Source organism: Nonomuraea sp. NPDC049784, assembly GCF_040659615.1.
Lineage (GTDB): Bacteria > Actinomycetota > Actinomycetes > Streptosporangiales > Streptosporangiaceae > Nonomuraea.
Genome location: NZ_JBFAMX010000007.1, coordinates 1 through 16,678, shown reverse-complemented (window position 1 = coordinate 16,678; position 16,678 = coordinate 1). Strand labels below are relative to the sequence as shown.

19 protein-coding genes are annotated in these 16,678 nt (G+C 68.7%); 9 read left to right on the top strand and 10 right to left on the bottom strand.

All coding sequences use genetic code 11. The features are described 5' to 3' along the window. Window positions 1-43: 43 nt before the first annotated feature. A complete protein-coding gene (locus tag AB0J09_RS03485; protein WP_360684424.1) occupies window positions 44-268 on the bottom strand; it encodes a hypothetical protein in 225 nt (74 codons plus the stop codon). A gap of 283 nt (window positions 269-551) precedes the next feature. Here AB0J09_RS03485 and rpsF point away from each other — a divergent pair, with 283 nt between their 5' ends. The 7 genes from rpsF to AB0J09_RS03450 all read left to right on the top strand — a co-directional run bounded on the left by rpsF (window position 552) and on the right by AB0J09_RS03450 (window position 5,027). Beyond that, window positions 552-842, top strand: a complete 291-nt coding sequence (gene rpsF / locus AB0J09_RS03480; protein ID WP_026214314.1) for a 30S ribosomal protein S6 — start codon at window positions 552-554, stop codon at window positions 840-842. A 79-nt stretch (window positions 843-921) separates the two neighbouring features. Further along, the gene (locus AB0J09_RS03475) at window positions 922-1,482 is read left to right on the top strand and encodes a single-stranded DNA-binding protein (protein WP_360684421.1); all 561 of its coding nucleotides are present in this window, start codon (window positions 922-924) and stop codon (window positions 1,480-1,482) included. Window positions 1,483-1,545: 63 nt separating this feature from the next. Beyond that, the gene (gene rpsR / locus AB0J09_RS03470; protein WP_020543048.1) at window positions 1,546-1,782 is read left to right on the top strand and encodes a 30S ribosomal protein S18; all 237 of its coding nucleotides are present in this window, start codon (window positions 1,546-1,548) and stop codon (window positions 1,780-1,782) included. Between the two features lie 15 nt (window positions 1,783-1,797). Next, window positions 1,798-2,244: a 50S ribosomal protein L9 gene (gene rplI / locus AB0J09_RS03465; protein ID WP_360684417.1), complete on the top strand. Its 447-nt coding sequence runs from the start codon at window positions 1,798-1,800 to the stop codon at window positions 2,242-2,244. A gap of 296 nt (window positions 2,245-2,540) precedes the next feature. Beyond that, entirely contained in the window at window positions 2,541-3,392 is an 852-nt protein-coding gene (locus tag AB0J09_RS03460) for an ABC transporter substrate-binding protein (RefSeq protein WP_360684414.1), read from the top strand. 10 nt (window positions 3,393-3,402) lie between these two features. Beyond that, entirely contained in the window at window positions 3,403-4,266 is an 864-nt protein-coding gene (locus tag AB0J09_RS03455) for an amino acid ABC transporter permease (RefSeq protein WP_360684411.1), read from the top strand. After that, window positions 4,263-5,027 (top strand): amino acid ABC transporter ATP-binding protein, encoded by a 765-nt coding sequence (locus AB0J09_RS03450; RefSeq protein WP_360684408.1) that lies wholly within the window; start codon window positions 4,263-4,265, stop codon window positions 5,025-5,027. Before AB0J09_RS03455 ends, AB0J09_RS03450 begins: the two co-directional genes overlap by 4 nt. An 8-nt stretch (window positions 5,028-5,035) precedes the next feature. Here the strand turns inward: AB0J09_RS03450 and AB0J09_RS03445 are convergent, their stop codons facing one another. Both AB0J09_RS03445 and AB0J09_RS03440 read right to left on the bottom strand, forming a co-directional pair. Beyond that, window positions 5,036-6,508, bottom strand: coding sequence for an amino acid permease (locus AB0J09_RS03445; protein WP_360684405.1), 1,473 nt, complete (start codon window positions 6,506-6,508; stop codon window positions 5,036-5,038). A gap of 109 nt (window positions 6,509-6,617) precedes the next feature. Then, entirely contained in the window at window positions 6,618-7,919 is a 1,302-nt protein-coding gene (locus tag AB0J09_RS03440) for an MATE family efflux transporter (RefSeq protein ID WP_360684402.1), read from the bottom strand. Window positions 7,920-8,202: 283 nt separating this feature from the next. On the opposite strand from AB0J09_RS03440, the gene dnaB reads away from it, so the two are divergent. Further along, window positions 8,203-9,558 (top strand): replicative DNA helicase, encoded by a 1,356-nt coding sequence (gene dnaB / locus AB0J09_RS03435; protein WP_360684399.1) that lies wholly within the window; start codon window positions 8,203-8,205, stop codon window positions 9,556-9,558. A 486-nt stretch (window positions 9,559-10,044) separates the two neighbouring features. Here dnaB and AB0J09_RS03430 read toward each other — a convergent pair whose 3' ends face one another. The 5 genes from AB0J09_RS03430 to AB0J09_RS03410 are packed head-to-tail and all read right to left on the bottom strand — an operon-like array spanning window position 10,045 to window position 14,517. Continuing rightward, complete coding sequence (locus AB0J09_RS03430) at window positions 10,045-10,722, bottom strand: nitroreductase family protein (RefSeq protein WP_360684396.1); 678 nt, start codon at window positions 10,720-10,722, stop codon at window positions 10,045-10,047. Further along, on the bottom strand, window positions 10,709-12,034 hold the full coding sequence (locus AB0J09_RS03425) for an MFS transporter (protein ID WP_360684393.1): 1,326 nt from the start codon (window positions 12,032-12,034) through the stop codon (window positions 10,709-10,711). Before AB0J09_RS03425 ends, AB0J09_RS03430 begins: the two co-directional genes overlap by 14 nt. Window positions 12,035-12,068: 34 nt before the next feature. Continuing rightward, on the bottom strand, window positions 12,069-12,944 hold the full coding sequence (locus AB0J09_RS03420) for an alpha/beta hydrolase (RefSeq protein WP_360684390.1): 876 nt from the start codon (window positions 12,942-12,944) through the stop codon (window positions 12,069-12,071). Then, window positions 12,911-13,669, bottom strand: a complete 759-nt coding sequence (locus AB0J09_RS03415; RefSeq protein ID WP_360684387.1) for an SDR family NAD(P)-dependent oxidoreductase — start codon at window positions 13,667-13,669, stop codon at window positions 12,911-12,913. The genes AB0J09_RS03420 and AB0J09_RS03415 overlap by 34 nt, the downstream gene beginning before the upstream one ends. After that, window positions 13,666-14,517, bottom strand: coding sequence for a sugar phosphate isomerase/epimerase family protein (locus AB0J09_RS03410; protein WP_360684384.1), 852 nt, complete (start codon window positions 14,515-14,517; stop codon window positions 13,666-13,668). The genes AB0J09_RS03415 and AB0J09_RS03410 overlap by 4 nt, the downstream gene beginning before the upstream one ends. Before the next feature lie 167 nt (window positions 14,518-14,684). Between AB0J09_RS03410 and AB0J09_RS03405 the strand changes: the two genes are divergently transcribed. Beyond that, window positions 14,685-15,557, top strand: a complete 873-nt coding sequence (locus tag AB0J09_RS03405; protein WP_360684381.1) for a LysR family transcriptional regulator — start codon at window positions 14,685-14,687, stop codon at window positions 15,555-15,557. A gap of 75 nt (window positions 15,558-15,632) precedes the next feature. On the opposite strand, the gene AB0J09_RS03400 is transcribed toward AB0J09_RS03405, so the two are convergent. Both AB0J09_RS03400 and AB0J09_RS03395 read right to left on the bottom strand, forming a co-directional pair. After that, the gene (locus AB0J09_RS03400) at window positions 15,633-16,280 is read right to left on the bottom strand and encodes a nitroreductase family protein (RefSeq protein WP_360684378.1); all 648 of its coding nucleotides are present in this window, start codon (window positions 16,278-16,280) and stop codon (window positions 15,633-15,635) included. Window positions 16,281-16,292: 12 nt separating this feature from the next. Further along, a partial coding sequence (locus AB0J09_RS03395; protein WP_360684375.1) for an MFS transporter occupies window positions 16,293-16,678 on the bottom strand: 386 nt, incomplete at its 5' end.

Here is a 16,678-nt window from a genome sequence, read left to right as displayed (position 1 = left end):
CCACATATCGAACGGCCCCGGAGACGGACGCCGGGGCCGTTCCTCATGGATGGGGAAGGAAACCGCCGTGGGCGATGCCGAGGGCGGCCCCCACGAACGACCCCACGAGGCCGATGATGTTGAGCGTGCGCTGTGGCGTGGTTGCCGATAGGTACTGGGAATAGAGACCCACGCCGAAACCGAGCGTGCCGAACCACGACGAGATCACATGCGCGGATACCCAGAACGTCGAGACGAAAGCCACCACACCGCACACCAGCGCGGCCACGGATAGGGCGTTTTCCACAGGGTGAGACTGTCCGTCGGTGTTGAGCGTGAGCCTGAACCGCTCCCTCTCGGAGGGCTGAAGCACGTGTGGCACTGCCACCACCCCCTAGGTTTCCTAAAGGCCTTCCCACGTACTCGCGGCTGGTAACCTAGGCACGCTGCGTTGTGATGGGTGAACCATCGCCCCGAGGTGCCGAAAGGGGCGCCCGGGCACAGACGTCAGCGTCCTCCTGTCACGGCAGAGTGTCGTGACCGCAAGAGTCCAGAGGAGGTTGGAGTCCCGCATGCGTCGTTACGAAGTAATGGTCATCCTGGACCCTTCGCTCGATGAGCGCACTGTCGCGCCGTCCCTCGACCAGTTCCTCACCGTGGTCCGCAACGACGGCGGCACCGTGGAGAAGGTCGACGTCTGGGGCCGTCGCCGTCTCGCCTACGACATCGACAAGAAGTCGGAAGGCATCTACGCCGTCATCGACCTGTCCGCGGAGCCCGCGACGGTCAAGGAGCTCGACCGGCAGATGAACCTCAACGAGGGCATCCTGCGCACCAAGGTCCTGCGTCCGGACGTGCACTAACTCCCGGCTTTTTGTCGGGGAAGCCCCGTACTCTGAGCCGTAACCCAAGCGAAGGCGTGCAGGAAGGCGAGCGCTAGCCATGGCAGCAGGCGACACCGTAATCACCATCGTCGGCAACCTCGTCGACGACCCGGAGCTGCGCTTCACCCCGACGGGGCAAGCGGTGGCTCGATTCCGCATCGCATCCACTCCGCGGTTCATGGATCGACAGACCAACGAGTGGAAGGATGGCGAGAGCCTCTTTCTGACCTGCAACGTGTGGCGGCAGGCGGCGGAGAACGCCGCCGAGAGCCTGCAGCGCGGCATGCGGGTCATCGTGCAGGGGCGGCTCAAGCAGCGGTCTTACGAGACCAAGGAAGGCGAGAAGCGCACCGTTTACGAGGTCGAGGTCGACGAGGTCGGCCCGTCTCTGCGTAACGCCACCGCCAAGGTCAACCGCACCTCCCGCCAGGGTGGTGGCGGTGGCGGCGGCTTCGGCGGCGGTCCGGCCGACGACCCGTGGGCCTCCGCGACGCCCGCCGCGCCCCAGGGCGGCGGCGGTTATGGCGGCGGCGGAGGTGGCGGCTTCGGCGGCGGCCAGCAGAGCGGCGGCGGCTTCAGCGGCGGCGGCGGCGATTTCAGCGACGAACCGCCTTTCTAAAACCTGTCCACAAGCCCGAGTCCATTCCCGCCCGGAAGGCGGGGCTCTGAAAGGAGCACCACGATGGCAAAGCCGGCACTGCGCAAGCCCAAGAAGAAGGTTTGCCTGTTCTGCCACGACAAGATCTCCTACGTCGACTACAAGGACACGGCCCTGCTGCGGAAGTTCATCTCCGACCGCGGCAAGATCCGTGCGCGCCGGGTGACGGGCAACTGCACCCAGCACCAGCGCGACGTGGCGACCGCGATCAAGAACGCGCGTGAGGTGGCCCTGCTGCCTTACACGAGCACCGCGCGCTAAAGGAGGCCTGTCGATATGAAGCTCATCCTCACCAACGAGGTCTCCGGCCTCGGCACCCCTGGCGACGTCGTCGAGGTCAAGGACGGCTACGGCCGTAACTACCTCATCCCGCGCGGCTACGCCATGCGCTGGACGCGCGGCGCCGAGAAGCAGATCGAGACCATCAGGAAGGCTCGCGACGCCCGCGAGATCCGCGACCTCGGCACCGCCAAGGAGGTCGCGGGCCAGATCGGCGCCCTGCGCGTGCGCCTGACCACGCGCGCCGGCGAGTCGGGCCGCCTGTTCGGCTCGATCACCACGGGCGACATCGCCGACGCCGTCAAGGCCGCCGGCGGCCCGATCCTCGACCGCCGCCGCATCGAGATCGTCAACCCGATCAAGAGCGTCGGCTCGCACCGCGTCACCGTCAAGCTCCACCCCGAGGTGTCTGCCTCTGTGGACATTGAGGTCGTCGCCGGCTGACCGCCTTTGTGAAAGCCCCCTCCGAATTGGAGGGGGCTTTTGCGTGCCCGCCCCATTGAGAAGCCCAGACACGGCGAGAAGCCCATACGTTACGGCTGCGCCTGGTCAGGCCACCCGCCGCACTTCGGCTGAGGGCCCTCCAGGAAACGGCCTCTGACCCTTCACCGACCGTCCGCCGTTACGCGAGCCCACCTTGGACGATTACCGTGGCCAGGGTTACCTGCGGGCGTAATTTCCTATCCGGGCATCGTAGAATGCGTTCGTTCTTTCGCGCTTTCCCCCTGGAGGCTTTGGCCATGGCCCGTCCCCTCATGCTGCTCGCGCTGGCCGTGGCACTCGTTGGTTGTGCGCCCGCTGACACCACGGCCACCACGGCCAGCACGGCCCCGTCCACTGCGTGCACCAAGGAGCAGCTCAAGCTCGTCACCCCCGGCAAGCTGACCATCGGGACCGACAAGCCTGCATACGAGCCTTGGTTCAAGGACGACGACCCCGGCAACGGGCAGGGGTTCGAGAGTGCGGTGGCCTTCGCCGTGGCGGGGGAGCTGGGCTTCGACCGTACCGAGGTGCAGTGGAGCACGGTCAAGTTCGACTCGGCGTTCGCGCCGGGCGAGAAGCAGTTCGACTTCGACGTCAACCAGGTGTCCATCACGCCTGAGAGGGCGAACGCCGTGGACTTCAGCAAGGGGTACTACACGGTCAAGCAGGCCATCGTCGCCATCGACGGGAGCAAGTTCGCGGGGGCGAAGACCCTGGCCGAGCTCAAGGACGCGAAGATCGGCGTGCAGGTGGGCACGACCTCGTTCGACGCGGTCAAGAACGTGATCAAGCCGACCGCCGACCCCAACGTCTACAACGAGCAGATCGACGCCGTGAACGCGCTGAAGAACAAGCAGGTGGACGCGCTGGTCGTGGACCTGCCGACGGCGTTCTACGTAACGGCCGCGCAGGTCGAGAAGTCCAAGATCGTGGGACAGTTCAGCTCCACGGGTGGCACGCCCGAGGAGTTCGGGCTGGTCATGGGGAAGGGCAGCGCCCTCAAGCCGTGCGTAGACAAGGCCGTGGACGCGCTGAAGTCGAAGGGCGAGCTGGCCAAGATCGAGCAGCAGTGGCTCGGCTCCGCCGCCGGCGCGCCTGAGCTGCAGTGAGCGAGCTGTGGTGAGCGAGCGCGCCCAGGCTATATCGGGCGAATGGGTTAAGTCGGAGCGGCAGCTCCAGCGGGAGCAGGTGCGCAGGTCGCGCGCCCGCCGCTCCGCCTCGATCGCGACGGGTTCGACGATCGTCTTTATCGTGCTGGTCGTATGGGTCGTCACCAACTCGCCCGGCTGGCCACGCGTGCGGGAGACGTTCTTCGATCCCGGGCAGTTCGCCGCGGCGCTGCCTGACGTGCTGAGCGGCTTCCTGCTCAACATCAAGATCTTCTTGATCGCCGAGCCGCTGATCCTCGTCGTCGGGCTGCTGGTCGCCCTGGCCAGGGGGATCAGGACGCCCGCGTTCTTCCCGATCCGGGCGCTGGCCACGCTCTACACCGACGTCTTCCGCGGCGTGCCGACGATCCTGGTGATCTACCTGATCGGGTTCGGGCTGCCCGCGCTCCGGTTGCAGGGCATCCCGTCCGACCTGGCCACGCTGGGCATCATCGCGCTGACGCTCTCGTACGGCGGCTATGTGGCCGAGGTGTTCCGCTCGGGCATCGAGTCCATCCACCCGAGCCAGGTCGCCGCGGCCCGCTCGCTGGGGCTGAGCCACGGCAAGACCATGCGGTTCGTGGTGCTGCCGCAGGCCACCCGCAGGGTGGTGCCGCCGCTGCTGAACGACTTCGTCTCGCTGCAGAAGGACACCGCGCTCGTGGCCACCATCGGGCCGCTCGAGGCGCTCAGGCAGGCGCAGATCCACGCGGCCAGCACGTTCAACTACACGCCCTACCTGGCGGCCGCGCTGCTGTTCATCCTGCTCACCATCCCCATGGCCAGGCTCACTGACCATCTGGCCGCCCGTACACGCAGGAGGCGCGGAGCATGAGCGAGGGCACCATCACCCCCAGCCTGCTGACGATCGACGGGGTGTGGAAGAACTTCCATGGCCACAGCGTGCTGCGCGGGATCGACCTGGAGGTGCGCCCGCACGAGGTGGTGAGCCTGATCGGCGCCTCCGGGTCGGGCAAGTCCACGCTGCTGCGCTGCGTCAACCTGCTGGAGACTGTGGACGACGGCGCGATCCTCCTGGACGGGGAGGAGATCACCGATCCGCGCGTGGACGTGGACGACGTGCGTAAGCGGCTGGGCATCGTCTTCCAGGCGTTCAACCTGTTCCCGCACATGACCGTGCTGGACAACATCACGCTCGCGCCGCGTCAGGTGCACAAGGTGAGCAGGGCGCAGGCCGAGGAGCAGGCACGCGACCTGCTGGCCAGGTTCGGGCTGGCGGACAAGGCGGGGGCATACCCCGACCAGCTGTCGGGCGGGCAGCAGCAGCGGGTGGCCATCATCAGGGCGCTGGCCACTCAGCCCAGGCTGATGCTGCTGGACGAGGTCACCTCGGCCCTCGACCCCGAGCTGGTGATGGAGGTGCTGGGGATCATCCGAGAACTCAAGGAGTCGGGCATGACGATGATCCTCACGACCCATGAGATGGGCTTTTGCCGCGAAATTTCGGACACGGTGTGCTTTCTCGACGGCGGTGTGCTCCTAGAGAAGGGCCCCGCCGAGAAGCTCTTCACTGACCCGGAGAACCTCAGAACCAGGGAGTTCCTGCGTAGCGTGCTGGCGACGCGCCGGTTCTAGCGCCGGTTCTAGCGCCGGTGGCGGCCGCGTGCCGGCTCGACCGGGTCGCGGGGCCGGGCCAGGAGGCTGTGGCGCCGGCCGTACACGAGATAGACGAGCAGGCCGAAGGCCATCCACAGGGCGAACCACGCCCAGGTCAGCACCCGCAGGTTGACCATCAGCCAGAGGGTGGCCACCAGCGACAGCCCCGGCAGCAGGGGCGAGAGCGGCACCGTGAACCCGCGCTCCAGGTACGGCATGCGCCGCCGCATCACGATCACTCCGGCCGCCACGAACGCGAACGCGAACAGCGTCCCGATCACCACGAGCTCCTGCATCGTGAGCACCGGAACGAACTCGGCCAGCACGATGGCGACGAACCCGATCACCAGCGTCACCCGGGACGGCGTGTGATTCCTGCGGCTGACCGAGGCCAGGCCGCGCGGGATCAGCCCGTCGCGGGCCATCGAGAACAGCACCCGCGTCTGCCCCACGATCAGCACCAGGATCACGGTCGTCAGGCCGAGCACGGCGCCCACGTCGATGACGTGCACCATCCAGTCCACGCCGATCGCACGGAACGCGCTGGACAGCGGCTCGTCCACTGAGATCTTCGTGTATGAGACCATGCCCACCATGACCAAGGCCACGGCGATGTAGATGATCGTGGCGATGATCAGGCTGCGGATCATGCCCTTGGGCATGGCCTTGGGCGCGTTCACGGTCTCCTCGGCAGCGGTCGCGACCACGTCGAACCCGATGTACGCGAACGCGATGGCCGAGGCCGCGGCGAAGATCCCGAACCAGCCGAACGCCTGGCTCTGCCCGGAGAGGATCTCCAGCACGGTCGCGGGCGGCGTCGAGAGCCTCTTGGGCTGGGCGTAGAAGTCGCCGAAGTTCGCCACGTGGATGTGCGGCAGGCCGACGACGATGACCGCGCCGATGGCCAGCAGCTTGGCCGACACCATGATCCACAGAGCGCGCAACCCGACCCGCGCGCTCAGCGCCACGACGCCGGTGAGCAGCACCAGGATCACGAACACGAGGACGTCGCCGAAGAGCCGCTCGTCCGGCACGCGTACCCCGAAGTTGGAGATCGCCCTGACCGTGATCGCGCCCCACGCCCTGGCCACCACGGCGGCGGCGAACTGCAGCTCGAGGATCAGCGCCCAGCCGATGATCCAGGCCCAGACCTCGCCGAAGATGACGTACGTGAACGTGTAGGCGCTGCCGGAGGTCGGCATCATGGACGACAGCTCGGCGTAACACATGCACGCGAGCAGGCAGGCGATGCCCGCGATCATGAAGGAGAGTATGACGCCGGGCCCGGCCGCGGTGGCCGCCTGCTTCCCGGCGATGGAGAAGATGCCGGCGCCGATCATCACGCCGAGCCCGAGCACCACCAGGTCGGCCGGGCGATAGAGCTCGGACAGACTGTGTCGGGCTCCCGTGCGTAACCCGGTCGCCTCAGAGGGCGACAGCCGTCGCAGAATAGTGGTCAAGGAACACCCCGCTCAGGGAACTCCCCATAATCCTGGACAACACCAAGCACAAAGTGATTACAGCGGGGCCGCGTTTAGCGGTCCACTGCAGATAGGCGGGCTGCGCAGCCTACGCGCCGGTTACCAGCCAGTCAGTGCCGGCGGCTCGGCGTACGAGCGTGATCAAACGTGCGAGCATCCACACCCCGAGCGCGCACCAAAGAGCAACGACCCCCATCCCGGAGGCGAGGAAGGCGGCGGGAAGGTACGCCAGAGTCGTCCACACCCCCGCCCACGCCAGATAACGCTGATCGCCCGCGCCGATCAGCACGCCGTCGAGCACGAACACGACCCCGCACACCGGCTGGAACGCCGCAACCGGCCACAGCAGGGCCAGCAGCAGCTCGGTGACCAGCGGATCCGCGTCGAACAGCCCGGGCAGCACCGGCCTGGCGGCGACGACCAGCACTCCGAGCAGCGTGCCAGACCAGAGGCCCCACTGCACCATCCTCTTGGTGGCGGCCCTGGTGGCCTCCACGTCTCCCGCGCCGAGCGAGCGTCCCGTGATGGCCTGCCCGGCGATGGCGATGGCGTCCAGCGCGAAGGCGAGCAGCGTCCACACCTGGGTGGCGATCGCGTACGCGGCCAGCTCGGCCTCACCCATCCTGGTGGCGATCACGGTGGCCGCGAGCAGCACCACCCGCAGGCAGACCGTACGGACCAGCAGCGCGAACCCGGCCGTGCCCGCCTGCTTGACCCCTGCGAGCCCTGGAGTGAGCGGTGTGCCCAGTTTGATCGCGCCCCTGGCCACCACGGCGAGGTAGACGGCCGCGCCCAGCGTCTGGGCGATCACCGTCCCCCAGGCCGACCCGGCGATGCCCCACTGTAACCCCAGCACGAACCAGGCGTTCAGCGCGGCGTTCAGCATGAACGAGCCGATGGCCACCACCAGCGGCGTGACCGTGTCCTGCAGCCCGCGCAGCACCCCCGTCCCGGCCAGCACGACCAGCATGCCGGGCGCGCCGAGCAGGCTGATCCGCAGGTACGTCACGGCCTGCGCCGTCTGGTTCCCGCCCGCCCCGAACAGCTCCACGATCCCAGGGGCCAGTGGCCAGCACACGGCTATGAGGACGGCGCCGATGGCCAACGCCAGCCAGATCCCGTCCACACCGCTGCGCAGGGCCCGCGCGTGGTTCCCCGCGCCCGTCTGGCGCGCCACGGAGGCCGTGGTGCCGTACGCGAGGAAGACGCACAGGTTCACCAATGTGGACAGGACGGTGCCCGCCACGCCCAGCGCGCCCACCGCCGTGGTGCCCAGGCCGTGCCCCACGATGGCGTAGTCGGCGAGCAGGAAGAGCGGCTCCGCCACCAGCGCGCCGAACGCGGGCACGGCCAGCCGGAGTATCTCCCGATCCCTGGTTGTAATGGGCATTTGTCCATTATGGCCATTACGTGGCTTGTCGGGGAAACTTTCTTTCCTCCACAGCCGGTGGATAGCGTTCCACCAGGTCAGAGGCCATTCGGTGGATATCCCGGAGAGTTATCCACAGCCTGTGTCCACAGGCCTTTCACACCCTGGGCGCGGTAGTGCACAGCTTGACCACAGGGTTGTCCACAGGCCGCGTTGCCACTCGACGCGCAAGTCCGGGAAACTGTCAGACCGGTCGGCTACAAGTGGGGGTGGTGCGACCGCCTGCAAGGTTCTAGGGGGCGCGGTGAGCATTGACGAAGAGACTGGCGCCGGCCCTGGATTCGAGCGCACTCCGCCGCACAACATCGATGCGGAGCAGTCGGTGCTCGGCGGCATGCTGCTGTCGAAGGACGCCATCGCCGACGTCGTCGAGATCCTGCGCTCCGACGACTTCTACCGTCCTGCCCACCAGATGGTCTACGACGTCATCACCGACCTTTATGGCCGGGGCGAGCCCGCCGACGCGGTCACCGTCTTCGACGAGCTGCAGAAGCGCGGCGAGATGGCCAGGGTGGGCGGCGCCGCCTACCTCCACACCCTCACGGCCGTCGTCCCCACGGCGGCCAACGCCGGCTACTACGCCAAGATCGTCAGAGAGCAGGCCATCCTCCGCCGCCTCATCGAGGCCGGCACCCGCATCGTCTCCTACGGCTACGGCGGACAGAACGAAGAGGTCGACGACCTCGTGGACCGCGCCCAGGCCGAGATCTACAAGGTCACCGAGCGCCGCACCTCTGAGGACTACGCGCCGCTGGCGGACATCATGCCCGGCGCCCTCGACGAGCTGGAGGCCATCGGCAGCCGCGGCGGCCAGATGGTCGGCGTGCCGACCGGCTTCCAGGACCTCGACCAGCTCACCAACGGCCTCCACCCGGGCCAGATGATCGTCGTGGCCGCACGGCCCGCTATCGGGAAAAGCACACTAGGTCTGGATTTCGCCCGTTCTGCTGCCATCAAGCATGGGATGACCACGGTCATCTTCTCGCTGGAGATGTCCCGCAACGAGATCACCATGCGCCTGCTCTCCGCCGAGGCCCGGGTCGCGCTGCACACCATGCGCTCGGGCATGATGGGCGACGACGACTGGACGCGACTGGCCCGGCGGATGAGCGAGGTGGCGGAGGCGCCGCTGTTCATCGACGACTCGCCCAACATGTCGATGATGGAGATCAGGGCCAAGTGCCGGCGGCTCAAGCAGCGTAACGACCTGAGATTCGTGGTCATCGACTACCTCCAGCTGATGAGCTCGCCGAAGAAGACCGAGAGCCGGCAGAACGAGGTCTCGGAGATCTCCCGTGCGATCAAGCTGCTCGCCAAGGAGCTCGAGGTCCCGGTCATCGCGATCTCCCAGCTCAACCGTGGCCCGGAGCAGCGTACGGACAAGCGCCCCGCAGTTAGCGACCTACGCGAATCCGGATCTATCGAGCAGGACGCCGACATGGTCATCCTGCTGCACAGGGAGGACGCCTACGAACGCGAGTCGCCACGGGCGGGTGAGGCCGACCTGATCGTGGCCAAGCATCGTAACGGTCCCACGGCCACGGTGACGGTGGCGTTCCAGGGACACTACAGCCGCTTCGTAGACATGGCGCAGCACTGACCAAACATGTAGGGTCCGCGTTTCCGTGAGCAGTGCCGGTGAATCATGAGCACCGTCCGAGCAAATCCGAGCGATCATGAGCATTGATAGCGCTGAGTGATGTCCCTACCGCGCACCATGCAGTGAGCCTTTTCATCCTGAGTAACGGCCGTCACCGGCCGCGTGGGCACCACGGCGCTCAGGTAAACCCACTTCCCCTTGACACCGGGCACCTGCACGAGCCGCCAGGCTCGCCCGGTCCATTGGGCCAGCGGTGCACTGGCGTCCTCGTCGAGGAGAACCCAGGGAGCCACCGCTGGAGGACATGGAAGTCCACTTGCACCTTGGCGAGGAGATTGCGGCGTAGACCTGCGCCGCGGGCTCGGTCCCAGCACGCGGAGCCGAGGCTGGGCTCTTTCATCGGGGCGGCGGGACCACGAGAGTCGCGGGCCGCGCCGCCGACCAGGGGGATCTTGCATGTGGATTTTCGGCCCACGTTTGTGAGATCTACCAGTGATTCCAGTGCACGACCTCGGTGACCGGGACGCGGCGGGCGGGCTTGAACTGTGTGCCGATCGTCCAGGCGACGGGGATCAGCGCGCATTGGACGGTCGTCTCGTACGGCAGGTCGAGGAGCGTGGCCGCCTGGCGTTCGTAGTTGAGGTGCGGGGTGGTCCATACGGTGCCGAGCCCTCGGCTGCGTGCGGCCAGCATGAAGCTCCACACGGCGGGCAGCACCGATCCCCAGGTTCCGGCCTGTGTCGCCGGATCGTCGAGCTCCGCCCGCGATCCGACCTGGATGCAGGGCACCAGCAGGACGGGTACCTGGTCCAGGATGTCGACGAGGTGGTGCAGGCTGTCGGCGATCGCTTGCCAGCCCGCCTCGGCGGTGAAGTCGTGGCGGCTGGGGCCGTCGTGGGAGCGCGGGGAGGCGGGGCTGGCCAGGCCGCGTCGCCACAAGTCGGCCAGGGCGCGTCGCCGGTCCGGGTCGGTGACGAAGACGAAGTCCCAGCGTTGGCGGTTGCGTCCGCTGGGCGCCTGCTGGGCCAGGCGGGTGCAGTCGAGGAGCACCTCGCGCGGGACCGGCTTGGTCACATCCAGCCTGCGTCGTACCGCGCGGGTGGTGGAGAGCAGTTCGTTCGGGGTGAGGTCCAGCGGGGGGCGGTGTGTTTCAGGCTGGGACATGGTCACTCCTGGTGGGATGGTGGCGGTCGCGTTCGGGGTGGACGAGCAGGGCGAACAGCACGCCGGCGACGGCGAGCAGGATGCCGCTGAGGAGGAAGGCGGTGGTGTAGCCGGCCTCGGGGGTGGCGGATCGATCCAGCAGCCATCCGGTGATGATGGGGCTGGCGATGCCGGCGGTGACGCTCAGCCCGGAGAAGACGCCGAGGATTCCGGCACGCTGGGCGGGCGGCACGAGCTCGGCCACGGCCGGGTTGGCGAAGGTGTTGACGGTGACCGATATGCCGTAGCCGAGCATCAGGAGGGCGATGGCCGGGAGCGGCGCGTGGATCAGTGGCAGGAAGGTCAGCAGGATGCCGGCGCCGGTGAGGCAGGCGCCTCCGAGCAGGCCGCGGGCCCGTCTTGAGGTGACGCCGGTGCGGAGCAGCCGGTCGGTGACCGCTCCGGAGGCGACCAGCGCCACGATGCCGAGCGCGCTGGGCAGCCCGAACAACGACCCTGCCACCCCCGCGGAGAATCCCAGGGCGTTTTCGAAGTAGGAGGGCAGCCAGGTGAAGACGATGGCGGCGAGCGCGTTCTGGGCGAAGTAGGCGATGAGGCAGCCGATGAAGGTGCGGTTGAGCAGCGCGCGGCGCCAGGGGACGCGGGTCGTGTGCCTGGGCTGCGGGTGGTCGCCGCGGGCGGGGGCGGCGCCGTACGGTCCTTGTCGCCCGGTGGCCAGCCACAGCAGCGACCAGCCCAGCGCGAGGGCTCCGACTGTGAGGAATCCGGCACGCCATCCGAACCCAATGATGATCAAGGTGAGCAGGGGCGCGAGGACGATCTTGGCGACGGCGGCGCCCGCGGTGTAGAGCGCCTGCGGCAGGCCGCGCCGCTCGTTGGGGAACCATGAGTACAGCACGGTCATGGACAGCGGGTTGGCCGGTCCTTCCGCGGCTCCGACGAGGATCCTGCTCGCGTACAACATGCCGCCGGTGGCGGCGACGACGGCGGGCACCTGGCCGACGGCCCATAGCAGGCCGCAGACCAGCAGGACCCACCGCGGGGAGATGCGCTGTGCGGCGAAACTGACGGCGATGCAGGTGGCGCCGAACAACACGTAGGAGGCGCTGCCCAGGGTGCCGAAACCGGCGGCCGACATGCCCAGTTCGGCGCTCATCGGCTTGGCGACCAGGCCCAGCAGGGCCTTGTCGAGGAACACCACGACCGAGGAGAGCACCAGGACGGCAGTGACGCCCCAGGCGCGGGCCTTGAAGCGGGGTGATGACGGGGGGAGTGCGGCGCCGTGTGGCACCAGGCTGTCGTTGACTGCCACGGCTGTTCGCTTGCCTTTCTGCGCGGGGGGGGGGCTATCGGGGAAGGGCGGCCAGCCACTGCATGAGGGTGTCGTTGACCTCGTCGGGCTGTTCCTGGTGGATGAAGTGGCCCGCGTGGGGGTGCCGCACGATCTGGCTGTGGTCGCGCGGCAGGCACAGTTGCTCCACCTCCGCCCGTGCCGTGTGGCGGTGGAAGGCCAGGACCGGCTGGCGGCGTTGCCGCAGGACGGGCTCGGCCTGGGGACGGAAACGCAGGCTGCTGGGGCCGAAGGCGCTGTGGCGGAAGGTCTGGGCCCGCAGCCACGCCGGTCGGGCCAGGACTTCCAGCAGGTGCCAGGTGCGCAGATGCCCAGGGGTGGCGGGGGTGTGGAAACGTTCGCTGATGAAGTCCTGCGCGATCTGGTCGGCGTCCGGTCCCTCCAGGTCATCGGCCAGGCGGGCCATCGACTCCCGCTCGCTGGGATCCCCGGCGTAGTCGGGGTCGATCATCGCCAGGGCGTGGACCAGATCGGGGTGGCGGGCGGCCAGGACGGTTGACACCGAGCAGCCCATCGAATGGGCGAGCAGGACGACCGGTGCCAGATCGGCGTGCCGGATCAGGGCCGCCAGGTCTTCGGCGTGGTCGCCGAGGTCGTAGCCCGATGGCGGGGCGCTGGAGCGTCCGTGTCCGCGCAGGTCCACGGCCACGGTACGGTAGTGCGTTCGCAGGGAGGGGATCTGGTGGATCCATCCTTCGGCCGCGCCCCACAGGCCGTGCACGAGGAGCAGGTTGAGCGGCGGCCGCGGGCCGGTGGCGGGCGGGTATTCGGCGTAGAACAGGCGCACGCCGGGGCGTTCGAAGTAGGGCACGGGATGCTCTCTCGGTACGTCGATCGTCAGGCCGGTGGTGCGAGCTGGGCTCCGCCGCATACGTGCAGGATCTCGCCGGTGATGAAGGCGGCCCGGTCGCCGGCGAGGAAGGCGACGGCGTCGGCCACGTCCTGAGGGCGGGCCAGTCGGCCGAGCGGTGTCATCGCCAGGTGGCGGGTCGTGAACTGCTCGAACTCCTCGTCGGTACGTCCCGCCCGGGTCAAGGGGGTCTCCACAACGCTGGGGGCCACGGCGTTGACGGTGACGCCGATGGGGCCCAGCTCGACGGCGAGGGTCCGGGTCAGGCCCACGATAGCCGCCTTGGAGGTGACGTACGCCGTGGGGCCGCCGCCGAGCCAGGTGCGGGAGCTCACGTTGACCACCCGGCCTCCGCCATGGCGCTGCCACCAGGGCCGCATCGCCTGGCAGAGCAGCATCGGCCCGCGCACGTTGACCGCCATCGTCGTGTCCCAGGCGTCAGGGGTCTGCCCGGACAGGGGCAGGCGCAGGTTGATGGCGGCGTTGTTCACCAGGCAGTCCAGACGCCGGCCCGCGTGTTCCAGCCGGGCGATCTGCTCGCGGACCGCATCGGGGTCGCTCACGTCCACCCGGTACCCGGCGACGTTTCCGCCGCTGGATGCCGACAGGCGGTTCGCCGCCTGCGCTACGGCGGCTTCGTCGACGTCGAAGAGCATCACCTCGAATCCGTCAGCGGCCAGTTGGGCGGCGATGGCCTGGCCGAGGACGCCCGCCCCTCCGGTGACGATCGCCCCTTTCGCGCTCACGCTCGCCCTCCCGCCGCCGACTCGAACGTGGCGTGGCCGCGCAGATAGGCGGCGTTGAAGGCGAGGGCCTCGCGCGGTGGCCGATCGGTGCTGAAGTCCTCCACCGACACCCATCCGCGGTAACCGGAGCTTTCGAGCAGCCGCAGGATCGCGGGCACGTCGAGCACGCCGTCGTCCATCGTTGTCCATCGGTGCCGCCACGGGCCGCCGTCCTCGGCACGTTCGTAGGCGGCGTTCTTGAGGTGTACGTGAGCCAGGTGCTCGCCGAGGATCTGCAGGGCCAGCCGGGGATCCTCCGAGCCCTCCACCACGGTGTTGCCGGGGTCGTAGATCACTCCTACCAGGTGCGGGGGTAGTTGTCCCACGACCTGTTTGGCCAGCGCGGCACTGGGGCAGATCGTCCGCTGGTGCATCTCCAGCAGCGCCTGCACGCCGAAGCGGCCGGCCAGCGCCGCGACCTCGCCGAAGAACTCGATGCCCTGGCCGAGTGCCTGGTGGAACCCGCCGTCAGTCGTGGACGGCGCCCACAGGCGTATGCGCGGCGCGCCTGCCTCGGCCGCCAGGCTCATCAACTGCTCGACTCCCCGCAGGTCGCCGGCCTGGACGTAGCCGCTCAGCCCGATGACGGCCAGGCCCTCCCGGTCACAGAGCTTGCGCACGTGGCGGATGTCGTCTCGTTCCGGGCGCAGGGTGCAGCGGTTGTTGCGCAGGAAGTGCGCCGGTCCTGGCGAGCCGGCCTCGGTGGCAACGCGCCATTCGATTCCGGCATACCCGGCCGCGGCCGCCGCCTCGGTCGCCTGGTGCGGCGTCAGCTCCGGCAGGCAGGCCGAACACACGCCAAGCCTCATCTTGCTCCTCGAAGAACGCAGTATGGAGAGCTGCTCACCGATCCGCGTCACCATCGGTGATGGCCGTCGACATCAGTACAGGGCCGGACACACCTCGCAGTCCAAGTCCTTCTAGGCACGCCTATTATGTTCCGCAGGCATAGCCCAGCCGCCGGGTAGGAGGGACCGTGGAACTTCGGCACCTGCGATACTTCGCCGCGGTGGCGGAGGAGGGCTCGTTCTATCAGGCCGCTCAGCGTTTGCTGGTCTCGCAACCATCGCTGAGCCGGCAGATCATGGATCTGGAACGGCGGCTCGGCCAGCGGCTGTTCGAGCGCACATCCCGGGGGGTGCGGCTGACGCCGAGCGGAGAGGCGCTGCTGCAGCACGCCCGGCAGATCCTCGGCCTCGCCGCGACCACTCAGGAGATCGTCTCGGAAGCGGCCCGGGCACGGCAGGTCGTCTCCATCGGCGTGCCTCCCGCCACGCCCGGACCCTGGTTGTCCTCCGTCGTCGAGGCGGTGGACACGGCGCTGCCCCACGCCGAGCTGAACTACGTGGAGGCCACAAGCTTCGACCAACTGCGCCTGCTCCACGAGGGCAGGCTTGATCTGTGCCTGGTCCATCAGCAGCCGCCCGGCCACTACGCCTCATGGTTGTTGCGCCGGGAGATCCTCGGGCTGGCGGTGCGGCCCGGTCATCCTCTGGTCGGCGAACCTGGCTATCGGATCGGCGATCTGCACGCTCTGCGGGTGCTCGTGCACGCCCGTGAACGCGAGCCCGCCCGTGAGAGTGTCACGGCGACCGTGCTGGCCGCCGGCGTCCGGCCGTACTGGCAGTTCGCTCAGTTCACCGAGCACGTCCTGGCCTGCGCGCAGGCGACGCGGTCCGATGCCGCGCTGGTCGCCTCGCACGTCGCCGCGCTGAGGCTGCCCGGCTGGCGCTGGCGGCCCGTCCAGGAGCTGCCCCAGGCCGTGATGACGACGTGGCTGGTGTGCCAGCGGCCCACGCGGGCTGTGGTGGACGAGGTGGCCGGCGTCGTGCGGTCCGTGCCGGCCTGACCAGACGTGATCGTGCCTGTGCTTCGGTGAGGCTTACCAGGCCGCACCTGGGTCAGGGCGGCCTGGGCGGCCCGCTCACCAACGGTCCCAGTGCAGGACCTCCTCCCGTGGGATACGGGGAGCGGGTTTGAAGTCGGTGCCGATGGTGAAGGCCAGCGGGATGAAGGCCGCCAGCATGATCTCGTTGTACGGCACGCCGAGCACCTGGGCCAGCTCGCGTTCGAGCGGTCCCTGCGCGGTGGTCCACACCGTGCCCAGACCGCGCGCCCGGGCGGCCAGCATGAAGCTCCATACGGCGGGCAGGATCGATCCCCACGCTCCCGCCTGCACGGCCACCGGCGCATGGTCGGTGCGTCCCTCGACGCCGGGGATGACGAAGGCGGGCACCTGGTGGATGTTGGCGGCCAGGTGGCGCAGGCCGTCGAAGACCCGTTCGGTGGAGCCGGAGTGGTAGTTCATGCGCCAAACGTCGCGTTCGGTCAGCGGCTGGCCGCCGGCTACGGCCAGGGCGCGCAGGAAGATGTCGGCCACGGCCCGGCGCTGCTGGGGCTCGGTGACGACGAGGAAGTGCCAGCGCTGCCGGTTGCGCCCGGTGGGCGCCTGCACGGCCAGGTCCACGCACTCCTCGATCAGCTCGCGGGGCACCGGGCGGGTGAAGTCCAGGCGCTTGCGGACGGCGCGGGTGGTGCTCAGCAACTCGTCGGGGGTGAGGTCCAGCGTCACGATGGGTCTCCTTCAGGCGGTGGGTAGGGGTGCGAGGCGGCGCGAGCGCAGGCCGTAAGCGGCGATGAGGGCACCCAACAGGGAGAAGGCGCCCGCCGTGAAGAACGCGATTCGGTATCCGCCCAGCGTGGAGCCACCCAGCGTCATCACCGCGGCCAGCACCGCCACGCCGATCCCGGCGCCGATCTGGACGGCGGAGGTGACCAGCCCCGAGGCCAGGCCCTGCCGCTCATCCGACAGGCCGGCGACGGCGGCGATGTTGAGGCTGGGGAAGGACAGCCCGTTGCCGATGCCGTGGACGACCAGCGCGGGCAGCAGCACTGTGAGGTAGTCGCCGGTGGCCCCGGCCCGCAGGAACAGCAGGATGCCCGCGCCTTGGACCAGCATTCCGGCGGCGG